General features: G+C 61.1%; 23 protein-coding genes, 1 tRNA gene and 2 riboswitches. Of the genes, 12 read left to right on the top strand and 12 right to left on the bottom strand.

What is annotated here, in order from left to right; translation table 11 throughout:
• Positions 1–235: 235 nt before the first annotated feature.
• The 8 genes from NCHU2750_RS17790 to NCHU2750_RS17755 all read right to left on the bottom strand — a co-directional run bounded on the left by NCHU2750_RS17790 (position 236) and on the right by NCHU2750_RS17755 (position 8,071).
• On the bottom strand, positions 236–946 hold the full coding sequence (locus NCHU2750_RS17790; RefSeq protein ID WP_502703801.1) for a thiamine ABC transporter ATP-binding protein: 711 nt from the start codon (positions 944–946) through the stop codon (positions 236–238).
• Positions 936–2,567: a thiamine/thiamine pyrophosphate ABC transporter permease ThiP gene (locus NCHU2750_RS17785; protein ID WP_119941756.1), complete on the bottom strand. Its 1,632-nt coding sequence runs from the start codon at positions 2,565–2,567 to the stop codon at positions 936–938. Before NCHU2750_RS17785 ends, NCHU2750_RS17790 begins: the two co-directional genes overlap by 11 nt.
• Before the next feature lie 31 nt (positions 2,568–2,598).
• A complete protein-coding gene (thiB, locus tag NCHU2750_RS17780; protein WP_119941755.1) occupies positions 2,599–3,609 on the bottom strand; it encodes a thiamine ABC transporter substrate binding subunit in 1,011 nt (336 codons plus the stop codon).
• 40 nt (positions 3,610–3,649) lie between these two features.
• A riboswitch (TPP riboswitch) is annotated at positions 3,650–3,755 on the bottom strand.
• A gap of 239 nt (positions 3,756–3,994) precedes the next feature.
• Positions 3,995–4,390, bottom strand: a complete 396-nt coding sequence (locus NCHU2750_RS17775; protein ID WP_119941754.1) for a VOC family protein — start codon at positions 4,388–4,390, stop codon at positions 3,995–3,997.
• A 102-nt stretch (positions 4,391–4,492) separates the two neighbouring features.
• A complete protein-coding gene (locus tag NCHU2750_RS17770; RefSeq protein WP_119941752.1) occupies positions 4,493–4,945 on the bottom strand; it encodes a response regulator in 453 nt (150 codons plus the stop codon).
• Positions 4,946–5,124: 179 nt separating this feature from the next.
• A complete protein-coding gene (locus NCHU2750_RS17765) occupies positions 5,125–6,942 on the bottom strand; it encodes an ABC-F family ATP-binding cassette domain-containing protein (protein WP_119941750.1) in 1,818 nt (605 codons plus the stop codon).
• A 9-nt stretch (positions 6,943–6,951) separates the two neighbouring features.
• Positions 6,952–7,602: a thiamine diphosphokinase gene (locus NCHU2750_RS17760; protein ID WP_119941749.1), complete on the bottom strand. Its 651-nt coding sequence runs from the start codon at positions 7,600–7,602 to the stop codon at positions 6,952–6,954.
• 157 nt (positions 7,603–7,759) lie between these two features.
• Positions 7,760–8,071: a DUF1330 domain-containing protein gene (locus tag NCHU2750_RS17755; protein ID WP_119941747.1), complete on the bottom strand. Its 312-nt coding sequence runs from the start codon at positions 8,069–8,071 to the stop codon at positions 7,760–7,762.
• Between the two features lie 147 nt (positions 8,072–8,218).
• Positions 8,219–8,296, top strand: a riboswitch (SAM riboswitch).
• A 53-nt stretch (positions 8,297–8,349) separates the two neighbouring features.
• On the opposite strand from NCHU2750_RS17755, the gene metA reads away from it, so the two are divergent.
• The gene (gene metA, locus NCHU2750_RS17750) at positions 8,350–9,270 is read left to right on the top strand and encodes a homoserine O-acetyltransferase MetA (RefSeq protein WP_119941746.1); all 921 of its coding nucleotides are present in this window, start codon (positions 8,350–8,352) and stop codon (positions 9,268–9,270) included.
• A 109-nt stretch (positions 9,271–9,379) separates the two neighbouring features.
• Entirely contained in the window at positions 9,380–10,402 is a 1,023-nt protein-coding gene (locus tag NCHU2750_RS17745) for an aldose epimerase family protein (RefSeq protein ID WP_119941744.1), read from the top strand.
• A gap of 107 nt (positions 10,403–10,509) precedes the next feature.
• On the opposite strand, the gene NCHU2750_RS17740 is transcribed toward NCHU2750_RS17745, so the two are convergent.
• Positions 10,510–10,584: transfer RNA gene (locus NCHU2750_RS17740), tRNA-Gly, on the bottom strand.
• 264 nt (positions 10,585–10,848) lie between these two features.
• On the opposite strand from NCHU2750_RS17740, the gene NCHU2750_RS17735 reads away from it, so the two are divergent.
• The 4 genes from NCHU2750_RS17735 to NCHU2750_RS17720 all read left to right on the top strand — a co-directional run bounded on the left by NCHU2750_RS17735 (position 10,849) and on the right by NCHU2750_RS17720 (position 13,531).
• Positions 10,849–11,346 (top strand): prolyl-tRNA synthetase associated domain-containing protein, encoded by a 498-nt coding sequence (locus tag NCHU2750_RS17735; RefSeq protein WP_119941742.1) that lies wholly within the window; start codon positions 10,849–10,851, stop codon positions 11,344–11,346.
• Positions 11,347–11,408: 62 nt separating this feature from the next.
• Positions 11,409–12,401, top strand: coding sequence for a thioredoxin (trxA, locus tag NCHU2750_RS17730; RefSeq protein ID WP_119941741.1), 993 nt, complete (start codon positions 11,409–11,411; stop codon positions 12,399–12,401).
• Positions 12,402–12,652: 251 nt separating this feature from the next.
• Positions 12,653–13,333: an LON peptidase substrate-binding domain-containing protein gene (locus NCHU2750_RS17725; protein WP_119941739.1), complete on the top strand. Its 681-nt coding sequence runs from the start codon at positions 12,653–12,655 to the stop codon at positions 13,331–13,333.
• A gap of 9 nt (positions 13,334–13,342) precedes the next feature.
• Positions 13,343–13,531, top strand: a complete 189-nt coding sequence (locus NCHU2750_RS17720) for a Trm112 family protein (RefSeq protein ID WP_119941738.1) — start codon at positions 13,343–13,345, stop codon at positions 13,529–13,531.
• 58 nt (positions 13,532–13,589) lie between these two features.
• Here NCHU2750_RS17720 and NCHU2750_RS17715 read toward each other — a convergent pair whose 3' ends face one another.
• Positions 13,590–14,804, bottom strand: a complete 1,215-nt coding sequence (locus NCHU2750_RS17715) for a ubiquinone biosynthesis hydroxylase (protein ID WP_119941737.1) — start codon at positions 14,802–14,804, stop codon at positions 13,590–13,592.
• An 87-nt stretch (positions 14,805–14,891) separates the two neighbouring features.
• On the opposite strand from NCHU2750_RS17715, the gene tesB reads away from it, so the two are divergent.
• The 6 genes from tesB to NCHU2750_RS17685 all read left to right on the top strand — a co-directional run bounded on the left by tesB (position 14,892) and on the right by NCHU2750_RS17685 (position 22,348).
• A complete protein-coding gene (gene tesB / locus NCHU2750_RS17710; RefSeq protein ID WP_119941735.1) occupies positions 14,892–15,770 on the top strand; it encodes an acyl-CoA thioesterase II in 879 nt (292 codons plus the stop codon).
• Between the two features lie 208 nt (positions 15,771–15,978).
• A complete protein-coding gene (locus NCHU2750_RS17705) occupies positions 15,979–16,329 on the top strand; it encodes a P-II family nitrogen regulator (protein ID WP_162939671.1) in 351 nt (116 codons plus the stop codon).
• 28 nt (positions 16,330–16,357) lie between these two features.
• Positions 16,358–17,722 carry an ammonium transporter gene (locus tag NCHU2750_RS17700; RefSeq protein ID WP_119941734.1) on the top strand — a complete coding sequence of 455 codons (1,365 nt, stop codon included), beginning with the start codon at positions 16,358–16,360 and terminating at the stop codon, positions 17,720–17,722.
• A 261-nt stretch (positions 17,723–17,983) separates the two neighbouring features.
• Positions 17,984–20,677, top strand: coding sequence for an FtsK/SpoIIIE family DNA translocase (locus tag NCHU2750_RS17695; protein WP_119941732.1), 2,694 nt, complete (start codon positions 17,984–17,986; stop codon positions 20,675–20,677).
• A 91-nt stretch (positions 20,678–20,768) separates the two neighbouring features.
• A complete protein-coding gene (locus NCHU2750_RS17690) occupies positions 20,769–21,419 on the top strand; it encodes an outer membrane lipoprotein carrier protein LolA (RefSeq protein ID WP_119941731.1) in 651 nt (216 codons plus the stop codon).
• 128 nt (positions 21,420–21,547) lie between these two features.
• Positions 21,548–22,348 (top strand): exodeoxyribonuclease III, encoded by an 801-nt coding sequence (locus NCHU2750_RS17685; RefSeq protein ID WP_119941730.1) that lies wholly within the window; start codon positions 21,548–21,550, stop codon positions 22,346–22,348.
• A gap of 235 nt (positions 22,349–22,583) precedes the next feature.
• Here the strand turns inward: NCHU2750_RS17685 and NCHU2750_RS17680 are convergent, their stop codons facing one another.
• Positions 22,584–23,039, bottom strand: coding sequence for a cyclic nucleotide-binding domain-containing protein (locus NCHU2750_RS17680; protein ID WP_119941728.1), 456 nt, complete (start codon positions 23,037–23,039; stop codon positions 22,584–22,586).
• Positions 23,039–23,719, bottom strand: a complete 681-nt coding sequence (locus NCHU2750_RS17675; RefSeq protein ID WP_119943483.1) for a response regulator transcription factor — start codon at positions 23,717–23,719, stop codon at positions 23,039–23,041. Before NCHU2750_RS17675 ends, NCHU2750_RS17680 begins: the two co-directional genes overlap by 1 nt.
• Positions 23,720–23,854: the final 135 nt, after the last annotated feature.

Raw genomic sequence — 23,854 nt, 5'->3', positions numbered from 1 at the left:
AGTTTTCGTTTCCTAACATGCCGTTATCGCAAAACGACAGCGCTGTCGCGCGTGACATGTTGCCAGTTCAATCACCGATCAATTTTCGCTGACCGATTTTCGCCCAAGCTGCACAGATATTCCTAAATGAATATGTATCGTCCACTGTGTTTGAAAATAAAATTACGTCAATCGCCGATGGCATTCACCCAAGTCCAAATTGTGGCGACCAATCCGCACGGTTGAAGACAGGCGTTTACGAGGCGTTGGCGGCGGAGGCGCCGTCGGCGCCGAAACGAGCGAGATAGTCCGCGCAGCGCAGGTGCGCGGCGACATGGCCATGCTCGACGAGGACGACATCATCAGCCAAGCGCTCGATCTCGCTGCGATCATGGGTGACGATCACAACGGTATTGCCGGTTTCCTCATGAAGTTCGCGCAGCAGATCGGTCATCCGCAGCCGCAGATCGGCATCGAGCGAAGCGAAGGGCTCATCGAGCAGCAGAACGGGCTTGCGGCGGACAAGGGCTCTCGCAAATGCCGCCCGTTGTTTCTCGCCGCCTGACAGCGAGCCCGGCATGCGTTTCGAAAAGCCAGCAAGGCTGACGCGCGCGAGCGCCTGTTCGACCCGTTGCCTGTCTTCGGCAGGGAGCCGCATGGCTGGGTTGATGCCAAGCGCGACATTGGTGAAGACATCGAGGTGGGCAAAGAGGTTATGGTCCTGAAAAACAACGGAGACCGGGCGCTCCGACGGATGCGTTCCGGTGCATTCATTGCCGGCTATGAATATCCGTCCGGCGTGTGCGACCTCAAAGCCTGCGATCAAATTGAGAAGCGTCGACTTGCCGGCGCCGGACGGGCCGGCGATGGCGGTGATCCTGCCTCGTTCGATTGTGCAATCGAAAGCAAAGCGGGTCGCACCAAGCGTCAGGCTTGTGTCTTCGATCCGGATGCCTTCATGCATCATTCTTCTCCCTTGCGCCGGCGGTGCCGAGGATGGTCAGGCCTAGGCAGACAAGGCCGAGGATCAGCGCCAGCCCGTCGGCATCATGGGTCCGGTAACTCGACAGCGTGCTATAGACCAGCCAGGGCAGGGTGACGAGATCGCTGGAGCCGAAAAGAGCGACAGCACCGAGATCGCCAAGCGACAGGGCCATGGCGAAGGAGAGCGCCGTTAGCACCGGCTTTCTCAGGACGGGGAGGTCGATCAGCCGCCATTTGGCGACCCCCGTCAGGCCAAGCGCCGTGACAAGCCTGGCGGTCTGCCGTTGGTGGTCGTCTAGGGCCGGCTGTAGCACGCGTATGGTGAATGGCAGGGCCATCATGGCGTTGATGACGGCGACCAGATAGGGCGCGAAGGCAGCCAGTGCATTACCCGAAATGCCCCATTGGCGCAGGGCGAGGAACCAGCCGGTGCCGAGAATGATCGGCGGGATGACGAGGACGAGCGACGAGAGGCCGGCAAGCGAGACGGAGAGGCTCCGCAATGCGAGCGGTCGCTTGCTGCCGGCGCCGATCGCCTGTCGCGCGAGGATGATGGCGAGGCTCGCCGCGACCGCGACAATGCCGGCGGTGAGAGCGATGACGAGGCTGGTTCCTGCTGCGCGAAGAAACAGCGGGCCGACCACGAGCTTCGGCAAATCCGCCTTGAGGCCGGCGGCGAGGACGGAGATCAGCGGTGCTGCGACATAGAGCGTTGCAGCCGCGATCATCAGGAGATCCCACAGCCGCGCCGGCGCCGATCGTCCGTCGAAACGCTTCGTTCTGCGCCCTGCCGTCCTTGCCGTCTCGCTTGCCGCCGGAAGCAGTGAGATCAGGCCGATGACGGTGGCGGTGACGGCGATCTGCAGGAAGGCGAGTGCGATGGCGCGCGGCGGATCGAAATCGAAGCGCAGCGCCTGATAGATCGCCACTTCCAGTGTCGTTGCCGCCGGGCCGCCGCCGAGCACGAGGACGAGGGTGAAACTGGTTGCGCAGAGCATGAAGATGAGGCCGGCCGCGCCCGGCACGACGCGCTTGAGGGCCGGCATCTCGACAAAGCGGAAGATCGACAGGGGCTTCATGCCGAGGCTTGCCGACAGGAGCCAATATTCCGCCGGCAAGCGTTCGAGCGCTGCGAGAAGCAGGCGGGTGGCGAGCGGGATGTTGAAGAATGTGTGGGCGATCAGGATGCCGGACAGGCCGTAGACGCTGACCGGCTGCTCGAGGCCGGCCATGCCGAGCCAGCTATTGAGCATGCCCTGCCGGCCCCAGACGCCCAGAAGACCCAAGGCACCGACGAGCGCGGGGAGCCCCATCGGTAGCGCCATCAGCCGGACGATCCAGACGCGGCCGGGAAAGCGTGGGCGGCGCGCCAGGGCAAGCGCCACCAGAATGGCGAAGAACACCGAGAGGAGGGTGGAGAGTGCCGCCTGCCAGAGGGTGAATTGCAGGATGCGCCAGGTATAGGCGGTGAACAGCCGGGATGCCGACTGGCCGCCTTCCCAGGCCAGCAGGGTGACAGCCGCCGTGCCGACGAACAGCAAGACGAGGACAAGCGCGGCAAGGCCCGCACCGATGCTTCGCTGTCGTTCTGCTTGGGTCAACACGTGGCGGCCCCGGCTGCTCTCTGCGTCTGCCTCAATTCTTGCTCATGGCGGTCAGCCATTCATCGATCCAGGCCTGGCGGTTCTTCGCCACTTCATCGGAGCCGATCAGAAGGGTCTTCTTCGGCTCGACCAGCTTGCCGAAAGCGTCGGGCAGCGGCGTGGAGGTCGGTGCCGCCGGCATCATCCAGTTGGTGGTGGGGATGATGTCCTGTGCCGTGGGAGAAAGGAGGAAGGTGAGGAAGCTTTTCGCCAGATCCTTGTTCTTCGTGTTTTTCAGGATGCCGGCAACTTCGATCTGGATGTAGTGACCGTCCGAGAAGGATGCGGCCTGATAACGATCGGTCTTTTCCTCGATCATGTGATAGGCGGGCGAGGTGGTGTAGGACAGCACCATCGGAACTTCACCCTTGGTGAACAGGCCATAGGCTTCCGACCAGCCGGGGGTGACGGTCAGCACGCGGTCCTTGAGCTTTGCCCAGGCTTCCGGCGCCTTGTCGCCATAGACCGCCTTGACCCAGAGCAGCAGGCCGAGGCCGGGCGTCGAGGTTCTTGGATCCTCGATGGCGATCTTCTGCGACGGGTCGCCTTCGACGAGATCCTTGAGGCTTGTCGGCGGAGATTTGATCGACTGCGTGTCATAGACCACGGCGAAATGGCCGTAGTCATAGGGGACGAACGTATCGTCGGTATAATTGCCCGGAACCTTGACGGCACTCATATCGATGCCGGCGGGCTGGAACAGGCCAGTCGCCTTCGCCTCGGAAACCAGGCTGGTATCGAGGCCGAGCGCCACATCGGCATCGGAGCCTGCGCCTTCGAGCTTGAGGCGGGTGAGCAGCGCCACGCCATCGGCCACGCCGACGAAATTGAGCGTGCAGCCGCAGGTCTTTTCAAATTCGGTCTTGATCTTCGGGCCGGGGCCCCAGTCCGAGATGAAACTCTCATAGGTATAGACGGTCAGCGGTTTGTTCTCTGCCCTTGCGGCAAAGGGCAGAAGAATTGCAGCCGTGGCCGCCAGAAATATCGTCGAAATCCTGCGCATCAGCGCCTCCTCTCAAAAAAACGAATGGGGGACAGGCGCTGGTGATGAGCCGTCTAATCCCTCCGCCGGTGTTAACCGGATCAGGTTCCGCGGGTTGGCATGAAGCCTCTCAGCCCTGCTTGCGCAGGGCACCCCGTTAGAGCGTGCAAAGATGTAGCGGTCTCGCTTGATACTGGCAAGAGGGCAGGACGCTTGATCAAAGACCCTCTCTGGCCTGCCGGCCATCTCCCCCACAAGGGAGGAGAAGACCCGTGGCAAGCCGCTCGCTCCCTATCGGGCGCTAAGGGTGCGGCCGGGTTAAGCCCTCCCCCTTGTGGGGAGGGTTGGGAGGTGGCTTTCCTACAGCAGTCCTGGCGGCCCATACGGTCGGCGGCTCGTGGTCAAATCAGCCGCCGGACATGTCCATGTACATGATCTCCCAGACATGCCCGTCGGGATCCTGGAAGCTGCAGCCGTACATGGAGCCCATTTCCATATTCGGCTTCCATTCGCTGCCGCCGGCGGCCAGTGCCTTTTGCCTGAAGCCGTCGACTTCGTCGCGGCTTGAGGCGGAAAGGCAGTTCAGCACCTGCGTTGCAGTCTTGGCGTCGGCGATCTGGCCGTTGATGAACATGCCGAATTTCTCATGGGTCAGCAGCATTACGTAGATCGCGTCGCTGACGACCATGCAGCTTGCCGTTTGATCGGAAAAGTCCGGATTCCTGGTGAAGCCGAGTGCGGCGTAGAAGGCCGTCGATGCTTCAAGGTCTGCCACCGGCAGGTTTACGAAAATCATGCGCATGTCTTTCCTCCTTCATTGTCCGGCGCCTCTTCGAGGGGCGCCGTCATGCCAAGGACGAAAGATGCGGTAGCAATCCGACACGTCCATGCCGGATCTTCAAATTCAGTGGCTTCCGCCCTGAAAGACCTTCAGTTCGCGGGGAACGATGGCCATGCCGCCGAGGCGATTGGCGATCGCGTAGTCGACGGTCTTCACTACGACGTCGGGCATGACAGGCTTTGTCAGTACGCCGAGCGTGCCCTCTATCCCGCCACCGATGTCGTCCGGATTGGCGGTCATGAAGACGACGGTCAGGCCGTAGTCCTCGGCGAGTTCGCGACCGATATCCGGCCCGGTGCGGCCATCGGAAAGGTTGACGTCGACAAAGGCGATATCCGCATAGGGCGCCAGCGCCAGCGCATGTTTGCGACCACTGGCGAAACCGGTCACTTTCAGCCCCATCTGTTCGATCGTCTCGGCGACGTCGAGTGCGATGAGGAACTCGTCCTCGATGATAAGAACCCGCTGGTTCATTGCCTCACTGGCCTGCCGACGACGCGAAACATTTGTCAGCATTGCACATCTCCACAGTTCAACTCGCTGCCGCCCGGTTGCCGCCATGTCTCAGCGATGCAACCGAACAAACCCAAGAACGCCGGAGTGAGGAGATTGTTCCGCGGCGGGACAGAATTTATTTAAGGTAACTTATTGTTAATCTTAATAAATAGTTGATTTCGAGGCAATCTGTCGCGGCCTCAGCCTTCAAGCTCCTCGCGCAGCATTTCAAGCTCCAGCCATTCCTCTTCCATGGCCGTCAGCTTTTCGCGCAGCTTTTCCATTTCGGCGGCGAGCTTGTTGAAGGTCGTCGGGTCCTTGGCGAAGAGGTTCGGATCGGCCATCTTCTTTTCGCGCAGCGCAATCTCGCCCTCGGCCTTCTGCATTTCCTTCGGCAGGTTTTCCAGCGCGAATTTCTGCTTGTAGGAAAGCTTTCCCTTGGCCTTGGGCGCTTCATAGGCCGGGGTCTCGGCCCTGGGCTTTTCAGCTGATTTCTCAGCCTTTTTTCGCTCTTCCAGGGCGCCCTTGCGCTGGGCGAGCATATCTGTATAGCCGCCCGCATATTCGATCCAGCGGCCGTCCGGCGCGTCCGGATTGGCGGGCGCGATGGTCGAGGTGACGGTTCGGTCGAGGAAATCGCGGTCGTGGCTGACAAGTATGACGGTGCCGTTATAGCCGGCGACGATTTCCTGCAACAGGTCCAGCGTCTCGATATCGAGGTCGTTGGTCGGTTCGTCCAAGATCAAAAGGTTGGACGGCTTTGCCAGCATGCGGGCCAGCATCAGACGGGCGCGTTCGCCGCCGGACAGGTTCTTGATCGGGGTGCGGATCTGTTCAGGCTGGAACAGGAAGTCCTTCATGTAGCCCGCGACATGGCGCTGTTCGCCATTGACGAGCAATGTCTCGCCACGGCCATCCGTCAGATAATGGGACAGGGTGTCTTCCGGATCGAGGTCCTCGCGCTTCTGGTCCAGGGTGGCGATTTCGAGATTGGTGCCGAGCTTGATCCAGCCCGAATCGGGCTCAAGCTGGCCGGTCAGCATTTTCAGAAGCGTCGTCTTGCCGGCGCCGTTCGGGCCGACGAGACCGATGCGGTCGCCGCGATGGACTCGGATCGAAAAGGGCTCGACGATCGGCTTGTCGTAGGTCTTGGTGATGTTTTCGGCCTCGACAACCAGCTTGCCCGATTCACGGCCCTCGGCAACGGAGGCCTGGACAGAGCCCTGGGGGCCCTTGTGGCCGCGATAATCGGCGCGCATGGCCTGGAGTTCGCCGACGCGCCGCATGTTGCGCTTGCGCCGCGCGGTCACGCCATAGCGCATCCAGTGTTCTTCGCGTTCTATCGCCTTGCCGAGCTTGTGCTGCTCGATTTCTTCCTCTTCGAGAACTTGGTCCCGCCAGGCCTCGAAATGGCCGAAACCGCGGGAAAGGCGGCGCGAGGTGCCGCGATCGAGCCAGACGGTGGCATTGGACACCTTTTCGAGAAAGCGGCGGTCGTGGGAGATGACCACGAGGGCGCTCTTGGTGCGACGCAGCTCGTCTTCCAGCCATTCGATGGTCGGCAGGTCGAGATGGTTGGTCGGCTCGTCGAGCATCAGGATATCGGGTTCCGGCGCCATGACGCGGGCAAGGGCCGCACGGCGGGCTTCGCCACCGGACAGTCTTACCGGGTCTTCCTCGCCGGTCAGGCCTAGATGCTGCAGCAGATAGGTGACGCGATAGGGATCGTCGCCCGGTCCGAGCCCCGCCTCTGCGTAAGACTGGACGGTGGAATAGCCGGCGAAATCGGGCGCCTGTTCGAGATAGCGGATCGTGGCTGCCGGATGGCGGAAGACTTCGCCGGATTGCGCCTCGACGAAGCCTGCCGCGATCTTCATCAGCGTCGACTTGCCGGAGCCGTTGCGGCCGACCAGGCAGATGCGGTCGCCCGGTTCCACCTGCAGTCCGGCGCCGTTCAGCAGCGGCGTGCCGCCGAAGCTGAGGAAGATATCGTCGAGCTTGAGAATGGGAGGTGCCATGAGGACCGTTTATGCTCCGGAAAAATCGTTGGGTCGGGCAAGGATCATCGCCTTGCCAGCTCTTAGATGGAATTCGACAGGGCCTTCCGCAACATTGGAGACGGTGCGGGACGAGCCGAAGGGCAGCGAAAAGTCCTTCAGCGGATATCGCGCGCCGAGGATATCGAGGCCGGACAGGGCCGAAAGACCGAGGACGGAAAAGAGCGCCCCCCTGGGCAGATCAACCGTCTTTTTGCCCGGCAGGAAGGGAATGGCCTCTTCATCGCCGGACATCAGCAGCACGTCCATGCCGCGTTCGGCAAGCCCCATGGCGTGCAGCAGGTGCTGCAGCGCGTGGTCCGACCGCTCGCCGCCGAGAGCGCCGATCAGGATGAGGCGGGTTGCGCCGCGTTCGACCGCCTCGGCCGTGGCGATCTCGCCATCGGTCTCGTTTTTGGCCGGCGGATAGGTCTGGCGCTCGACGTCGGGAAACCGGGCGATCAATGTGTCATCGGAGGAATCGAAATCGCCGACCCAGAGTTCCGGCGTGACGCCAAGCTCGACCGCATGCCGCATGCCGCTGTCTGCGGCAATGACGCGGCTACCCGCGACCGCGCGGCGGACGCGATCGGTGACGGCAAGGTTGCCGCCAAGCAGGATTGTGAAGGTCGAACTGGCCATGGGCACTGCCCATAGCGCAAAGCGAGGGGGAAGGGAAAGCGGTTGCGTGCAGGCAGAAGCCGCCCAGGCGCGAAAACCCGGATTTCATTCGCGCCGATCCCGGCCTTTCTCCGTGTCCTGCTTCGAAAAGAGACCTCGCGAACGCTTAGCCGGAGCCTCAGGCCGAAGGGGGAGTGCCGAAATCGGCCTCGATGATCAGCAGATCGCGCCGGGCTCCCTTGGCGGCGAAGGCGCGAGCCTCGGTATAATCGGGATCGTCATAGCAGGCTTTTGCGTCCGCGTAGGTCGGGAATTCCACCAGAAGAACCCGGCTCGTGTCGGGGCGGCTTTCCTGCAGTGCCGGGGCTTCCTCCCCGCGCAGCACCCGCACGCCGTATTTGGCTGCAATAGGCGCCCAGAGCCTGCCATATTCCTGCTGTGCCGCCTGATCGATGATCTCGGTGGCGAGGATGAACCAGTAACCCTTCATGAAAATCTCCTTGATTGCCCTACAGGCTTAGCCGGTCCGTGGCGGAGCGCCCAATCAATAAAAATGATGCGGTGTTCAAATCCAGGCCGCAGCCCGCGGATGATTTTGCTGCCATTGACGTTCACGGCAGCAAGGATTATTTGGAGAGCCGTAATTCGTGGTGATTTGGCCGGCCGGCTTGCAGCCACGTTAAAAAAGTCGCTAAAGGGCCGCGAGAACATGTTTCCCACGGGCCGGTCGCGATTTTTCGTTGCCGGCTTTTTGTTTGTGGGTTCGACATGCCGATCAAGATTCCCGATACGCTTCCAGCGTTTGCCACTCTTGTTTCCGAAGGCGTACGCGTCATGACCGATACGGCCGCGCTGCGTCAGGACATCCGTCCGCTGCAGATCGGGCTCCTCAACCTCATGCCGAACAAGATCAAGACCGAGGTGCAGATGGCGCGCCTCGTCGGTGCCTCGCCTCTGCAGGTGGAGTTTTCGCTCGTCAGGCTCGGTACCCACAAGGCGAAGAACACGTCGGAAGAACATCTCCTGTCCTTCTACCACACCTGGGAAGAGGTGAAGGAGCGCAAGTTCGACGGCTTCATCATCACCGGCGCACCGGTGGAAACGATGCCCTACGAGGATGTCAGCTATTGGGATGAGATGAGCCAGATCTTCGACTGGACGGCGACCAATGTGCATTCGACGATGAATGTCTGCTGGGGGGCGATGGCGGCGATCTATCATTTCCATGACGTGCCGAAGCACGGGCTCGACCAGAAGGCCTTCGGGGTCTATCGCCACCGCAATCTGGCGCCGGCCTCGGTCTATCTCAACGGTTTTTCCGATGATTTCCAGGTGCCCGTGTCACGCTGGACGGAGGTTCGCCGCGAGGATGTGGAGAAGAAGCGCGATCTGGAAATCCTGATGGAATCCGACGAGATGGGGCTTTGCCTGGTGCATGAGAAGGCGGGCAACCGGCTCTATATGTTCAATCATGTCGAATATGATTCCACCTCGCTGGCTGACGAATATTTCCGCGACGTGAATGCCGGCATCCCGATCAAGATGCCGCATGACTATTTCCCGCATAACGACGACACGCTGACGCCGCAGAACCGCTGGCGCAGCCATGCGCATCTTCTGTTCGGCAACTGGATCAACGAGATCTACCAGACGACGCCCTACGACCTGGAGAAGATCGGCACGGAATGAGTGTGGTGGTTCGCGCGTATGTCGGAAAAGACGTCGCGCGGCTTCCTTGCCCATTGCAGCGCCCTGTCAAATCGCGCAGTTTGCCGCCGTTGAGAGACGGAGGACATTCATGGCTGGGCAGGCGCTTGAGATTTTCGGCACGACGCCGGAGGGGGAGGTCGTCCACCGTGTGCGGATCGCCGGCGGCGGTCTGGTCGCCCATGTGATCAGCTGGGGTGCGGTGATCCAGGACCTGCGCCTCGAAGGCCATGATGCGCCGCTGGTGCTCGGCTTCGACGATTTTGCGTCCTATCTTGCCCACTCGCCCTATTTCGGCGCGACGCCCGGCCGCTGCGCCAACCGGATCGGCGGCGGGAAGTTCTCGATTGACGGACGGGACTATCAGCTCGAACTCAACGAGCGCGGCATCACCCACCTGCATGGCGGTTCCGACGGAATTGCCGAGCGCAACTGGATGATCGTCGAGCATGGCGCCGACAGGGTGGTGCTGACGATCACCGATCCCGACGGGCGGGCCGGCTATCCGGGCAATTGCACGATCAGCGCCACCTATCATCTTTCGGGCAACGGCACGCTTTCCGTCATCTATGAGGCCGTAAGCGACGAGAAGACGCCAGCCAATATCTGCCAGCATTCCTATTTCAACCTCGATGGCCGCGAGGATATCTTTGGCCACGAGATCATGATTGCTGCCGACCGGCTGACGGAAGTCGATGGCAATCTCGTGCCGACCGGCCGGCTGACCGATCTCGCCGGTTCGCCCTTCGACCTGCGCCGCATGGGGCCGGTCAAGCGTTCTGGCGCGGATGGTCTGCAAGTGCCCTTCGACCACAATTACTGCCTGTCGGCGCAGCGTGGTGCCAAGCGCTCGGTGGCGCTGGTGCGCAGCCTCTATTCAGGCGTTTCGCTGGAGGTGAGGACGACCGAGCCCGGCGTGCAGTTCTATGCCGGGGTGATGGTCAACGTGCCGGTGCCGGGCTTCGATGGTCGCCGCTACGGCCCCTATGCCGGCTTCTGCCTGGAAACCCAGATCTGGCCGGACGCGATAAACCACGAGAATTTTCCAAATGCCGTGCTGCAGACGGGCGAGGTGCTGCGGCAGGAAACGGATTATGTGTTTTCGAAGAGTTGAGGAGAGGGGTTGGCCCCGGCCAGCCTGAAATATCTGGCGGCGCTGCCCGCGCAAAATGCAGCATTTGCCCGAAGGACAATTTCTCAGTTTTGTCTCGGGAGGGGGAATGGAGCGGGCGAAGGGGTTCGAACCCTCGACCCCAACCTTGGCAAGGTTGTGCTCTACCACTGAGCTACACCCGCTCATCAATCCATCGGTCCGTGTGGTAGTCTGAACCGGTGTGTCGTGGCTCGTTGCCGGCGACGAGGCGCTATATGGCCCAGACGATTTTCAAATGCAACAGGGAAATGACGATCGGGCCAAAGAATTTTTCGTATTTCGCTAAAGTCCTTGAATCGCAGGGCTTTTCGTTTTGGCCAATGATGTGGCGGGATGCTTGGTCCTGTGGAGCAATGTCGCTATAGTCCGGCCTTCTCTCTATCGACCCCTCTTATGCGACCGGAAACATGCCCAAGACAGCTGCCGACCTTTTTGCCTTTCTCGACAATCTCGACATCAAGTACACGACAAAACAGCATGCGCCGGTGTTTACCGTCGCCGAATCGGAATGGCTGAGGGATGAGATACCCGGCGGGCACACCAAGAACCTGTTCGTGAAGGACAAGAAGGACCAGTATTTCGTCATCACCGTCGAGGAAAACGCGGTGGTCGACCTGAAGACGGTGCATAAGGTGATCGGCGCCTCAAGCCGCGTCTCCTTCGGCAGGCCGGAAATGATGCTGGACTATCTCGGTGTCGTGCCCGGCTCGGTCACCGTGTTCGGCGCCTTCTGCGATACGGAGAGGAACGTCACCTTCGTGCTCGACGAGGATCTGATGAAGCACGAGATCATCAACGGGCATCCGCTCTCCAACGATGCCACGACCTCGATCGGCCGCGACGATCTCATCCGTTTTATGGAGGCCACCGGGCACACGCCGCTTGTCTTGAAAGTAACGGACTGACATACGATGTTTCGGGCAGATAATGAAAAGGGTCCTCACCCCAGTTTCCCGGGAGAACATCGATGAGCGGCAACGATAATCCTTATGGCGGATCCTATGGCGGCGGTTACGGCGGACAGATGAGCGCGTCGGCGAATGTTAGCGCGGCGCCGGCCAGCCCGGCAGGTGCGGCAGCGGGCTCCTATGTGAGCGACACGACGACTGCGGGCTTTGCCAAGGACGTGCTCGAGGAATCGCGCCATCAGCCGGTTCTCGTCGATTTCTGGGCGCCTTGGTGCGGTCCCTGCAAGCAGCTGACCCCTGTGCTGGAAAAGGCCGTCAATGGCGCTGAAGGCCGGGTGAAGCTGGTCAAGATGAATATCGACGACCATCCGTCGATCGCAGGCCAGCTCGGCATCCAGTCGATCCCCGCGGTGATTGCCTTTGTCGACGGACGCCCCGTCGATGGCTTCATGGGCGCGGTGCCGGAAAGCCAGGTCAACGAGTTCATCGACAAGGTGGCCGGTCCTGCCGGTGCCGATCAGGCGGCAGAGATCGAGGCCGTGCTCGGCGATGCCGACGGACTGCTTGCCGCCGACGATATCGAGGGTGCAGCGCAGCTTTACAGCGCCGTGCTGCAGGCCGATCCGGAAAATGCCCGTGCAGCAGCCGGCATGATGAACTGCATGATCGCCATGGGTGAGACAGAACGGGTCGGGCAGATGCTCTCCTCGCTTCCGGAAGAGATGCAGGCGGATGCTGCGATCCAGGCCGTGGCCAAGAAGCTCGGCCAGATCGAGGAAGCCCGCAAGCTTGGCGATCCGGTGGCACTTGAGCAGGCGCTTGCCGCCAATCCCGACGATCACGAAGCGCGGATGAAGCTTGCAAAGATCCTCAACGTCCAGGGTGATCGGGAAAATGCGGCGGAACACCTGCTGACGATCATGCGCAAGGACCGGACTTTCGACGATGACGGTGCGCGGCGCGAACTCCTGCAGTTCTTCGAGGTCTGGGGACCGAAGGACCCGGCAACGATCGCGGCCCGGCGGCGGCTTTCGTCCATCCTTTTCTCCTGAGGCAATTCGCCTTTCCTCGGGGGGGCGTATGATTGCGTCCGCGCCGGTGTTTCGGTCGTTTCGAACGGCTGGCCGGCGTGAGCTTCTGGCGCAACTGCCGTAGGCGACAACTTATCCTCAGGCGATGGTCTTGCGTTCGCGGGCCGGAGCCCCAGATAATTGCAATGATGACTGTCCGTGCCGGATGCCCCGCGTAAGGGTGCGGGCGGTCTCGATCGCAATCGAAATGTTCTGCGGGAGGTGGCGAGCCGATGCATGTGGGAAACGCACGGTATGTGAAGCGTGAGGATCTGCCGGAAGACCTGCCGGTGTTTCCGCTGACCGGTGCCCTCTTGCTTCCCGGCGGGCAGCTGCCGCTCAATATTTTCGAGCCGCGCTATCTTTCCATGTTCGATGCCGCATTGGCGGGTCACCGGCTGATCGGTGTCGTACAGCCCTCGCTGATCGAGGGCGCGGCGGAGGCTTCCGATCCCTTGCGGCCGGCGCTGTCGACTGTCGGGTGCGTCGGGCGGATCACGTCGTTTGCGGAGACCGGCGACGGTCGCTATATCACCTCGGTCAGCGGGGTGTGCCGTTTCCGGCTGCTCGAGGAAGTGGGCGGCGACCATCCGTATCGCACCATCCGCTTTGCGCCCTTCATGGCGGATCTTTCGGAAGAGGATGGCGAGGCTGCCGTCGATAGGCGCGAATTGCTGCGCGTCTTCCGTGCCTATCTCGATGCCAACAAGCTGGAAGTGGATTGGGAAAGCGTCGAGCGAGCCGGAAATCGCACGCTGGTCAATTCGCTGTCGATGATGTCGCCCTTCGGTCCGGCCGAGAAGCAGGCGCTCCTGGAGGCGCCGGATCTGAAGAGCCGCGCCGATACGCTGATCGCCATTACCGAGATCCTGCTGGCGCGAGGGCTGGCGGATACCGACACAATCCTGCAGTGAGCCGCGCCAATGGACGAAAAACTCAGCAAGGTCGATCCCAAGCTTTTGGAACTGCTGGTCTGCCCGTTCACCAAGGGCACGCTCGTGTTCGACCGGGAGCGCAACGAACTGGTGTCGGAAAATGCCCGCCTGGCCTATCCGATCCGCGATGGCGTTCCGATCATGCTGATTTCCGAGGCGCGCAAGATCGAGGACTGAGTCTGGCTCAAGTCCTTTGTCCTGCGCCGTCTGGACCTGACTTTCGCCGGGAGGCCTGTCAGAGAGCTTGGCCGGCCAGCAGTTTCGGATGGCCTTCGCCGGTGGTCCCCGCCGCCTGGCCGATGAAGAAATCTTTCAGCTTCGGCATGCGCTCGACGAGGCCGAGACCGAAATCGCGGGCGAAACGGATTGGCGCCACGTCGTTGGAGAAGAGCCGGTTGAGGACATCGGTCGTCACGCCCATGCGGAACGTGTCGAAACGGCGCCAGGACTGATAGCGTTCCAGCACATTGAGCGAGCCGATATCGAGGCCCATGCGGTCGGCCTCGACAATGGTTTCGGCAAGGGCGGCCACATCCTTGAAGCCGAGGTTCAGGCCCTGTCCGGAGATCGGATGGATGCCATGGGCGGCATCGCCGGCCAGCGCGAAACGCGGTGCTACGAAGGCGCGCGAGAGTGTCAGGCCGAGCGGAAAGGCCTTGCGGCCGCCAACGACCGTCAGTTCGCCGAGCTTGTGGCCGAAGCGGCGCGCGAGTTCGTCCTCGAAAACGAGATCATCGGCTGCAACCAGCCGGTCGGCATCTTCGGTCCGCTCGGTCCAGACGAGCGACGACCGGTTGCCGGGCAATGGCAGGATGGCGAAGGGGCCGGAGGGGAGGAAATGTTCCTCGGCCACGCCTTCATGCGACCGTTCATGGGCGACCGTGGCAACGATGCCGGACTGGCCATATTGCCAGCTGACCGTCCTGATGCCGGCCATATCGCGCAGTTTCGAGCGCACGCCGTCGCAGGCGACCAGAAGGCGGGTCTCTGAGGTCGATCCGTCGGAGAAGCTAACCGTGGTCGCGTTGCTGCCGGTTGAAAAAGCGGTGGCTGAGAGGCCGTGACGGATGGCGATGCCGAGCTCTTCGGCCCGCCCCCTCAGGGCGCGCACCATGGCGACATTGGGCACCATATGGGCAAACGGCTTGTCCTTCTCGATTTCGCCGTCGAAGGTGAGAAAGACTGGGCGCACCGGATCGGATGTGCGGCTGTCGGTGACGACCATCCTGTTGATCGGCTGGGACTGGGGTAGGATTTCGTCCCACACGCCAAGGACGGCGAGCATCCTGCTTGCGGCGGCGATGATGGCGGAGGCGCGCTCGTCCTTCTCCCATATGCCCGCGGGTGCCGCCTCGATGACCTCGATGTTCAGGTGAGGAGCCGCCTGCTTGACCGCGACTGCCGCTGCCAGCCCGACATAACCTCCACCTACAACCATCATGTCCAGCATCTGCCTGGCTCCCGTCCGTCTTGTGGTTACCGATGGGGTGGATATAGATCAACTGACCGCCGCTTCCTATTGCCGGAGTCTGTAAAAATGTCAGATACGACCTCAAGCCCCATGCAGCAGCTTATCCGGACGTTGGATCTGGAGCAGCTGGAGCATAATCTTTATCGCGGCACGAGCCCGGATATCGGCTGGCAACGGGTGTTCGGCGGGCAGGTGATCGCACAGGCGCTGGTAGCAGCGCAGCGCACCGTCGAGGCCGAGCGGCCGGTCCACTCGCTGCATGCCTATTTCGTGCGGCCCGGCGACCCCAGCGTTCCGATCGTCTACCAGGTGGAGAGAATTCGTGACGGTGGGAGTTTTACCACGCGGCAGGTGCTGGCGATCCAGCACGGCAAGGCGATCTTCACCATGTCGGCTTCCTTCCAGAGCAGGGAAGAGGGGTACGACCATCAGATCGCCATGCCGGACGTGCCGCAGCCGGAGGAGTTGATCGACGAGGAAGAGTTCAAGCGGATTTTTCTGCCCAAGGCGCCGCCGGCTATCCGGCGCTATTGGGAGCGGCCCCGACCGATCGAGCTCAGGCCGGTATCGCTCACGCATTTCCTGACGACCGAAAAGCTCGATCCGCGTCAGGACGTCTGGGTGCGCACGGTCGGCTCCATGCCGGATGACGGGATCTATGACGCTGCCATTCTCGCCTATCTCTCCGACATGACGCTCCTCGACGGGTCGCTCTATCCGCACGGGACCTCGGTCTATGATCCGCGGGTGCAGGCGGCGAGCCTTGATCACGCCATGTGGTTCCACCGTCCGGTCCGGTTCGACGACTGGCTGCTCTATAGTCAGGATAGTCCCAGCGCCTCCGGCGCAAGGGGGATGACGCGAGGCAGCATCTATACCCGTTCGGGCACTCTCGTTGCGTCGGTGGCGCAGGAGGGGTTGATTCGTAAAAAGGCAAATGACTAAATTATGTGCAAAAAATAAAAAATGCACAGGATTTCGGCGCCTTTGTGGCGCCCAACTGCCTCATTTGTGGCGATGCCTATATAGACCTTTATTTTTCAATAACTTAATAGCTGCGTGAATCTGGCACGGCCCTTGAATGTAAAGGCGCAGTTGCCGGTGTCATAATTCGGTAATGAGGAGAGTCGGCCTTGGCCGAAATAACCAAAGGATGGGAAGCCAGATGAAAATCGTGATGGCCATTATCAAGCCGTTCAAGCTGGATGAGGTGCGTGAAGCCCTCACGGCTGTCGGTATCCAGGGCCTGACCGTCACCGAAGTCAAAGGTTACGGACGCCAGAAGGGACACACCGAGATCTATCGCGGCACCGAATATGCCGTAAGTTTTCTGCCGAAGCTGAAGATCGAGATCGCGGTTGCTGCCGATCTCGTGGACAAGGCAATCGAGGCAATCGCCTCGTCGGCAAAGACGGGCCAGATCGGGGATGGCAAGATCTTCGTCTATTCGATCGAGCAGGCCGTGCGCATCCGTACGGGCGAAACCAATACCGAAGCGCTCTAAGCACGGCTTACAGGGGAGTTTTTAGATTATGCAATTGACCAAGATTTCCAACCTCGGACGCATGGGCGCTGTTGCTGCAGCCGCTCTGCTTGCGCCGGTTGTCGCCTTTGCGCAGGATGCCGCACCGGCAGCTGCTGCCGCTGCGGAGCCGGCCCCGGTAATGGACAAGGGCGACATCGCCTTCATGTACATCGCCACCCTGCTCGTTCTTCTGATGATCCTGCCGGGCCTCGCGCTGTTCTACGGCGGCCTGGTCCGCGCCAAGAACATGCTGTCGGTCCTGATGCAGGTCACCATGGTCACCTGCGTGGTCATGCTGATCTGGGCGATCTACGGCTACTCGTTCGCCTTCGGCGGCGGCACGTCCGCATTCTGGGGCGGCACGGCCAAGATGTTCATGGCCGGCATGGATCCGACCAACACTTCGGCAACCTTCACCAAGGGCGTCGTCATTCCGGAATATGTGTTCTTCCTGTTCCAGATGACCTTTGCCGCCATCACCCCCTGCCTGATCATCGGCGCCTTCGCAGAACGCATCAAGTTCTCCGCAGTCGTGCTGTTCTGCGCACTCTGGGTCACCTTCGTCTACTTCCCGATCGCTCACATGGTCTGGGATTCGAACGGCTTCCTGTTCGGTAAGGGCGCGCTTGACTTCGCCGGTGGTACCGTCGTTCACATCAATGCCGGTGTTGCGGGTCTTGTTGGTGCGATCATGGTCGGCAAGCGTACCGGCTTCGGCAAGGACATGATGGCTCCGCACTCCATGACGCTCACCTTCGTCGGCGCCAGCCTTCTGTGGGTTGGCTGGTTCGGCTTCAACGCCGGTTCCAACCTCGAAGCTTCCGGCGGCGCCTTCATCGCCTTCGTCAACACCTTCCTGGCAACGGCTGCTGCAACCGTTTCCTGGTCGATCGTCGAGACCTTCACCCGTGGCAAGGCTTCCATGCTCGGCGCTGCGTCGGGCATGATCGCCGGCCTCGTCGCCATCACGCCTGCTGCCGGCATCGTCGGCTCGATGGGCTCGATCGTCATGGGTCTGATCGTTTCGCCGATCTGCTACTTCTTCGTCTCCACGGTGAAGAACAAGTTCGGCTATGACGATACTTCGGACGTCTTCGGCGTTCACGGTATCGGCGGCATCTTCGGCGCCATCGCAACGGGCATCTTCGCTTCCGCTTCGCTGGGCGGCATCGGTTATGCCGGCGAGCAGACGATGGGCGGCCAGGTCATGGTTCAGATCGAAGCCGTCGTCATCACGATCCTGTGGACGGGTATCGGCTCGATCATCCTCTACAAGATCACCGACCTGATCGTCGGCCTGCGCGTACCGGTCGAAGCCGAACGCGAAGGTCTCGATCTCGCTTCCCACGGTGAGTCTGCCTATCACGACTAATAAGGCCTGCCACTGTCGTCTGAGGATGTCGGTGGCAATCCTGCAAGCAATCAGATGGCCCGGATATGTTCCGGGCCATTTTTCGTATCCGGAGCCCGCTTTCCGGGTAAAAATTGCCTGGCAATACTTTAGGTTCAGTGCCTGGACCGGCTTGGTTAAAGCTGCGTTAACCATCGCTGCGCTACCTTGTCTTGGAATTGTGCGACGGCATTTTCCCGGATTCGCACATAGATTACGTTTTTCAGGCGGCGGGCAGACACGATGAGCAGAAGCAGTTCAGCGGTATTGGCAAACCGGTCAACCCGCTCTGTCCTCAGCTCCTTTGTCCTGAGGCAGACGCTGGCGCTGATCGGGTTTGGCATTTTTCTGGCACTGGCGCTCGCGGTTGCGGCACTCGCCACCTGGAATGTCGCCGATCCAAGCTTTTCCTATGCGACCGACAATGCGCCCACCAATATGCTGGGCTTTGCCGGTGCTGCCTTTGCCGACGTGATGATGCAGTTTCTCGGGCTTGCCAGCATCCTGGCATTGCTGCCGATACTGGCCTTTGCGCTGGCGCTGATTTCGGGGCGTCGCTTCGATCGCATTCCCGCCAGGCTTGCCGCATGGGCCGGGGGCACGGTTCTCGCCTCGGCGACGCTCGGCTGTTTTCCTGCGCCACAGACCTGGCCGATCCCGAACGGTATCGGCGGTGTCATCGGCGACATGATCCTGCGCTTTCCGGCTCTCTTCGTCGGCGCCTATCCGACCGGCGTGGTCGCCATGGCTCTCGGCGGCGTTTTTACCATTCCCTGTATCTGGCTGATGCTGTTTGCTTCCGGTCTCGTCGGCGATTCGCTGGAAGAGATCGTCGAGGACGAGGATGACGACCGGCCGGTTGCCGCCGTCGTCTCCCGCCCGAGGCGCGAGGAAGAGGAAGACGACGAGGACGATGGCGGCAGCCTGCTCGAGCGCTTCCTGCCGATCGGCCTTGCTTCCCATTACTGGTTCATCACCCAGGCCCGCCTGCGCCGCATGGTGGGCATGAAGCCGCGCGCCCGACGCAGTTTCGACCAGCCGTATGATTTCAATGAGGACGAGTTCGGCACGCTGAACGAGCCGGTGCGCGCCAAGGCCACATCCAGCGACCGCGGGCGGATGGAACCCTCGCTCGATGGCGCCGGCGAAAGGGTGGCTTCTCCCCGACGGATCGTATCGGCTCCGCCGATGTCGGCCCATGATCATGACGACGATCCGCCGTTCGACATGGATGACGACATGCCGCGCCGCCCCAACGGCATTCTTTCCGATGAAGACGACGATGCAGGCTTTGTCGCCTCGCGCGGACCGCAGGCCGCAGGTCGCTCGCCGCGCGTTGCACCCGCTGCCGCCGCGCCGCGGCCGAGCGCACGTGTTGCCCGTGATGCGCAGGGCTCGTTCATTCGTCCCGACGGATTCCAGCTTCCCTCGGTGCACCTGCTGACCGAGCCCAAGGCGGTTGCCCGCGATGTGACGCTTTCGGCCGAGGCTCTTGAGCAGAATGCCCGTATGCTGGAAGGCGTTCTGGAGGATTTCGGCGTCAAGGGCGAGATCATCCATGTTCGTCCCGGTCCGGTCGTCACGCTTTACGAACTGGAGCCGGCGCCGGGTATCAAGTCGTCCCGCGTCATCGGCCTTGCCGACGATATTGCCCGCTCGATGAGCGCGATCGCTGCCCGTGTCGCCGTCGTGCCGGGCCGCAATGCGATCGGCATCGAATTGCCGAACCGCACCCGCGAGATGGTCTATCTGCGCGAGATGATCGGTTCGAAGGATTTCGAGGGCAGCAAGGCGAAGCTCGCCATGGCGCTCGGCAAGACGATCGGCGGCGAGCCGGTCGTGGCCGATCTTGCCAAGATGCCTCACCTCCTCGTCGCCGGTACGACCGGTTCGGGTAAGTCTGTCGCGATCAACACAATGATCCTGTCGCTTCTCTATCGCTACACGCCGGAGAAGTGCCGCCTGATCATGATCGACCCGAAGATGCTCGAACTCTCCGTTTATGACGGCATTCCGCACCTTCTGTCTCCGGTCGTGACCGATCCGAAGAAGGCCGTCGTTGCGCTCAAATGGACCGTCCGCGAGATGGAAGAGCGCTACAAGAAGATGTCGAAGATCGGCGTGCGCAACATCGACGGCTTCAATTCCCGCGTCGAGCAGGCGAAGGAGAAGGGCGAAATCCTGACCCGCACCGTGCAGACCGGCTTCGACCGCCAGACGGGTGAGGCCATGTACGAGACGGAAGAGTTCGATCTCGATCCGATGCCCTATATCGTCGTCATCATCGACGAAATGGCCGACCTGATGATGGTTGCCGGCAAGGATATCGAAGGTGCCGTACAGCGTCTGGCGCAGATGGCGCGTGCTGCCGGCATCCATGTCATCATGGCAACCCAGCGTCCGTCGGTCGACGTCATCACCGGTACGATCAAGGCCAACTTCCCGACGCGCATTTCCTTCCAGGTGACGTCGAAGATCGACAGCCGCACGATTCTTGGCGAGCAAGGTGCCGAACAGCTGCTCGGCCAGGGCGACATGCTCTATATGGCCGGCGGCGGGCGCATCCAGCGTGTCCACGGGCCTTTCGTGTCGGATAACGAGGTCGAGGAAATCGTCGCCTACTTGAAAACTCAAGGTTCGCCCCAATATCTCGAAGCGATCACGGCCGACGACGATGACGATGAAGGCGGTGGCGGCGGCCCGGCGGGCACGTCCAATCTGTCGGATTCGGACGACCCCTACGACCAGGCGGTGGCGATCGTGCTTCGGGATGGCAAGGCTTCGACCTCCTACATCCAGCGGCGTCTCGGCATCGGTTATAACCGCGCCGCTTCGCTGATCGAGCGGATGGAGAAGGAAGGGCTTATCGGGCCGGCCAACCATGCCGGCAAGCGCGAGATCCTCGTGCCGACCGAAGAAGACATTCTCGACAGGTAAGCCTTCACGTGATCGCCGCGGCCCGGCCACAAAGGCGGCCGGTCATCAAGACGCCGCGTTTGCGGCCCAGTGCATATGGATGGAGACAAGAATGACCATTGAAAAGACACCTCTTTCCATCCGGATCGGCCGCAGGCAGTTTTCCGCAGGGCTTCTCGGTCTTGCCGTAACTGCTGTTATTCCCGGCTTAGGCCTTGCCCAAGGGGCAGGTGCTGCGGCGGGCGGTGCGGCGGCCCAGAAGATCGCCGACCATTTTTCCTCAGTGAAGACAATGATGGGCGAGTTCGTCCAGTTCGGCCCGCGAGGCGAGCAGACCGGCGGCAAGTTCTATATCGAGCGTCCCGGCAAGCTGCGCTTCAATTTCGAGGATCCGTCGCCGTTGCGGGTGATCGCCGATGGCCGCAATGTCGTCGTCGGCAATGTCAAATTGAGCACCTGGGACATCTATCCCCTGTCGAAGACGCCGCTGAGCCTGCTTCTGGCCAACAAGATCGATCTTTCGGACGACGCGGTGCGCAGCGTCAAGCAGGAGACCGATCTGACCACGATCGTGCTCGGCAACAAGACGATTTTCGGCGATTCCACCATCACCATAATGTTCGACAGCAAGACCTATGACCTGCGCCAATGGACGATTACCGACAACCAGGGCAAGGATACGTCTGTGATGATCTACAACGTGCAGACGGGTGTGAGCCTCGACGACAAGGTCTTCACCATCCCCTATGATCAGGTGAAGTAACGTCCGTCCTGTTCCGGATATCGAAAGGGCTGCGGGTTGCTCGGCCCTTTTTGATTCCGGATGGCGGCGAAAATCGATTCCGATTTTCCGGTCGATGCGCTAGACCTCGGGTTTAACCGAGGTTTTTCATGACATTTTCCATCACCACCTGGAACATCAATTCGGTCAGGCTCAGGATGCCGATCGTGCAGCAGTTCATTGTCCGCAACCAGCCGGATATTCTCTGCCTGCAGGAGATCAAGTGCCAGGAGCCGGAATTTCCCTACCAGCCGCTTCGCGATCTCGGTTACGAGCATATCATCGTGCATGGCCAGAAGGGCTATCACGGGGTCGCCATCGCCTCGAAGGTCCCGCTTCTCGAAGACCATCGGCAGGATTTCTGCGGCATGGGCGACGCGCGGCATATCTCGGCGATCTTCGAGCGCGGCTCGCGTCGTGTACGCTTACATAATTTCTACGTACCGGCGGGCGGTGACGAGCCGGACCGGACGGTCAATCCGAAATTCGGCCACAAGCTCGATTTCGTCGAGGAGATGAAGGCGCTGAAGGCAGATATGCCCGGCGTCTCGTCGATCCTCGTCGGCGATCTCAACATCGCGCCGCTGGAGCATGACGTCTGGTCGCACAAGCAGCTCCTGAAGATCGTCAGCCACACCCCGGTCGAGACCGAGGGCATGAAGGATGTTATCGCTAAGGGCGGCTGGCTGGACCTGATGCGCCAGCACACGCCGGAGCCGGAAAAAATCTATACGTGGTGGAGCTACCGCGCCAAGGACTGGGAAGCGGCCAACAAGGGCCGGCGCCTCGACCATGTCTGGTCGTCGCCGGATCTCGGGCCCTTCCTGGAGCGGATCGAGATCCTCAAGGAAGCCCGCGGCTGGAACCAGCCATCCGACCATGTGCCGGTGACGGCTGTGTTTAAGTTCTGAGGCGGGTGGGGAATAAAGACCCCTCCCAACCGTCTGGGGCGAGCAGCGGGTCTCGCCCGTCCTTCGGACCCCCACAAGGGGGAGGGCTTAACCCAGCCGTGTCCGCTGTCTTTCATTGCTTGGGGCAGGAGGTCACCCCGGATCGTCTCCCCGCTTGTGGGGGAGATGGCCGGCAGGCCAGAGGGGGATTTGCGGAAAGTGTGGGCGCTCAATAAACGGCTGCCACGCCCGAAAACTACCTGAACCGGTGTTCCATCGCCGCAGCAGCCTTGGCCAGCCCTGCGATATTATCGCGGATGCGGGCCTCGATCAGGCGGCCGACCTGGGGATATTCTTCCAGCAGGCGCTGGAAGAGCTGGCGGCTGATCTTCATCACCTCGGCATCGGATGCCGCGACGGCGGTGAACTTGCGCTCCACCATCGTCACCAGTGCGAGCTCGGATAAAAGCGTGCCGGGGCCGACATTCTTCTGGTGGCGGATGTCGCCCTGGCGATCGATGGCATAGAGGCCGATCTGGCCCTTGGCGACGATATAAGCTGCTTCCGCCGGCGAGCCTTCGCGAAAGAGTTCCTGCGTCTCGGCAAGCGAGCGGCGTTCCGCGCCGAAGGCGATCAGGCGCAACTGATCACCATCCAGTTCACGGAACAGCGGAACGCTGGACAGAAGTCTTATGTCGTCGTTCAGCGCCATCAGGGAATGATCTTATAGCCGCCGTTCTCGGTCACCAGGATTTCGGCGCTGGACGGGTCGCGCTCGATCTTCTGGCGGAGACGGTAGACATGGGTCTCGAGCGTATGGGTGGTGACGCCGGAATTATAACCCCAGACCTCTTCGAGCAGCACGTCGCGGGTGACGACCTTCTGGCCGGCGCGGTAGAGGTAACGGATGATCGCCGCTTCCTTTTCGGTGAGGCGGATCTTCTTGCCGTCGTCGGTGGTCAGAAGCTTCTGGCTCGGCTTGAACAGATAAGGGCCGACCGTGAAAGTGGCATCCTCGCTCTGCTCGTACTGGCGAAGCTGGGCGCGGATGCGGGCCAAGAGCACGGCGAAGCGGAACGGCTTGACGATATAATCGTTGGCGCCCGCTTCCAGGCCGAGGATCGTATCGGAATCGGTATCGTGGCCGGTGAGCATGATGATCGGCGCCTTGAAGCCGTTCTTGCGCAGGAGCTTGACGGCCTCGCGACCATCCATGTCCGGCAGGCCGACATCCATGATCAGGAGATCGATCTGGGCACTTTTGGCCGTGTTCATCGCCTTGGCGGCGTTTTCCTCCTGCAATAGCGAAAACTCGTCGTATAACGACAATTGCTCGACCAGCGTCTCGCGCAGATCATTGTCGTCATCCACCAGGAGTATCGTTCTTGCCATACGGTTCTCGCCTTTCGTGTCGCCCGTGATTTTCATCCGCGCCTGTCCTGTCGGCAGATTCGCAAGGTATTTAGGGCTCTTCGATGTAATTCCCAACATGCTATGAATTCAAACAAAATCATATTCAAAGCAAAA

Origin of the sequence: Neorhizobium sp. NCHU2750, assembly GCF_003597675.1 — a bacterium.
GTDB lineage: Bacteria > Pseudomonadota > Alphaproteobacteria > Rhizobiales > Rhizobiaceae > Neorhizobium.
Note: the sequence above shows the minus strand (reverse complement) of the source record. Positions and strands in the feature narration are given on the sequence as shown.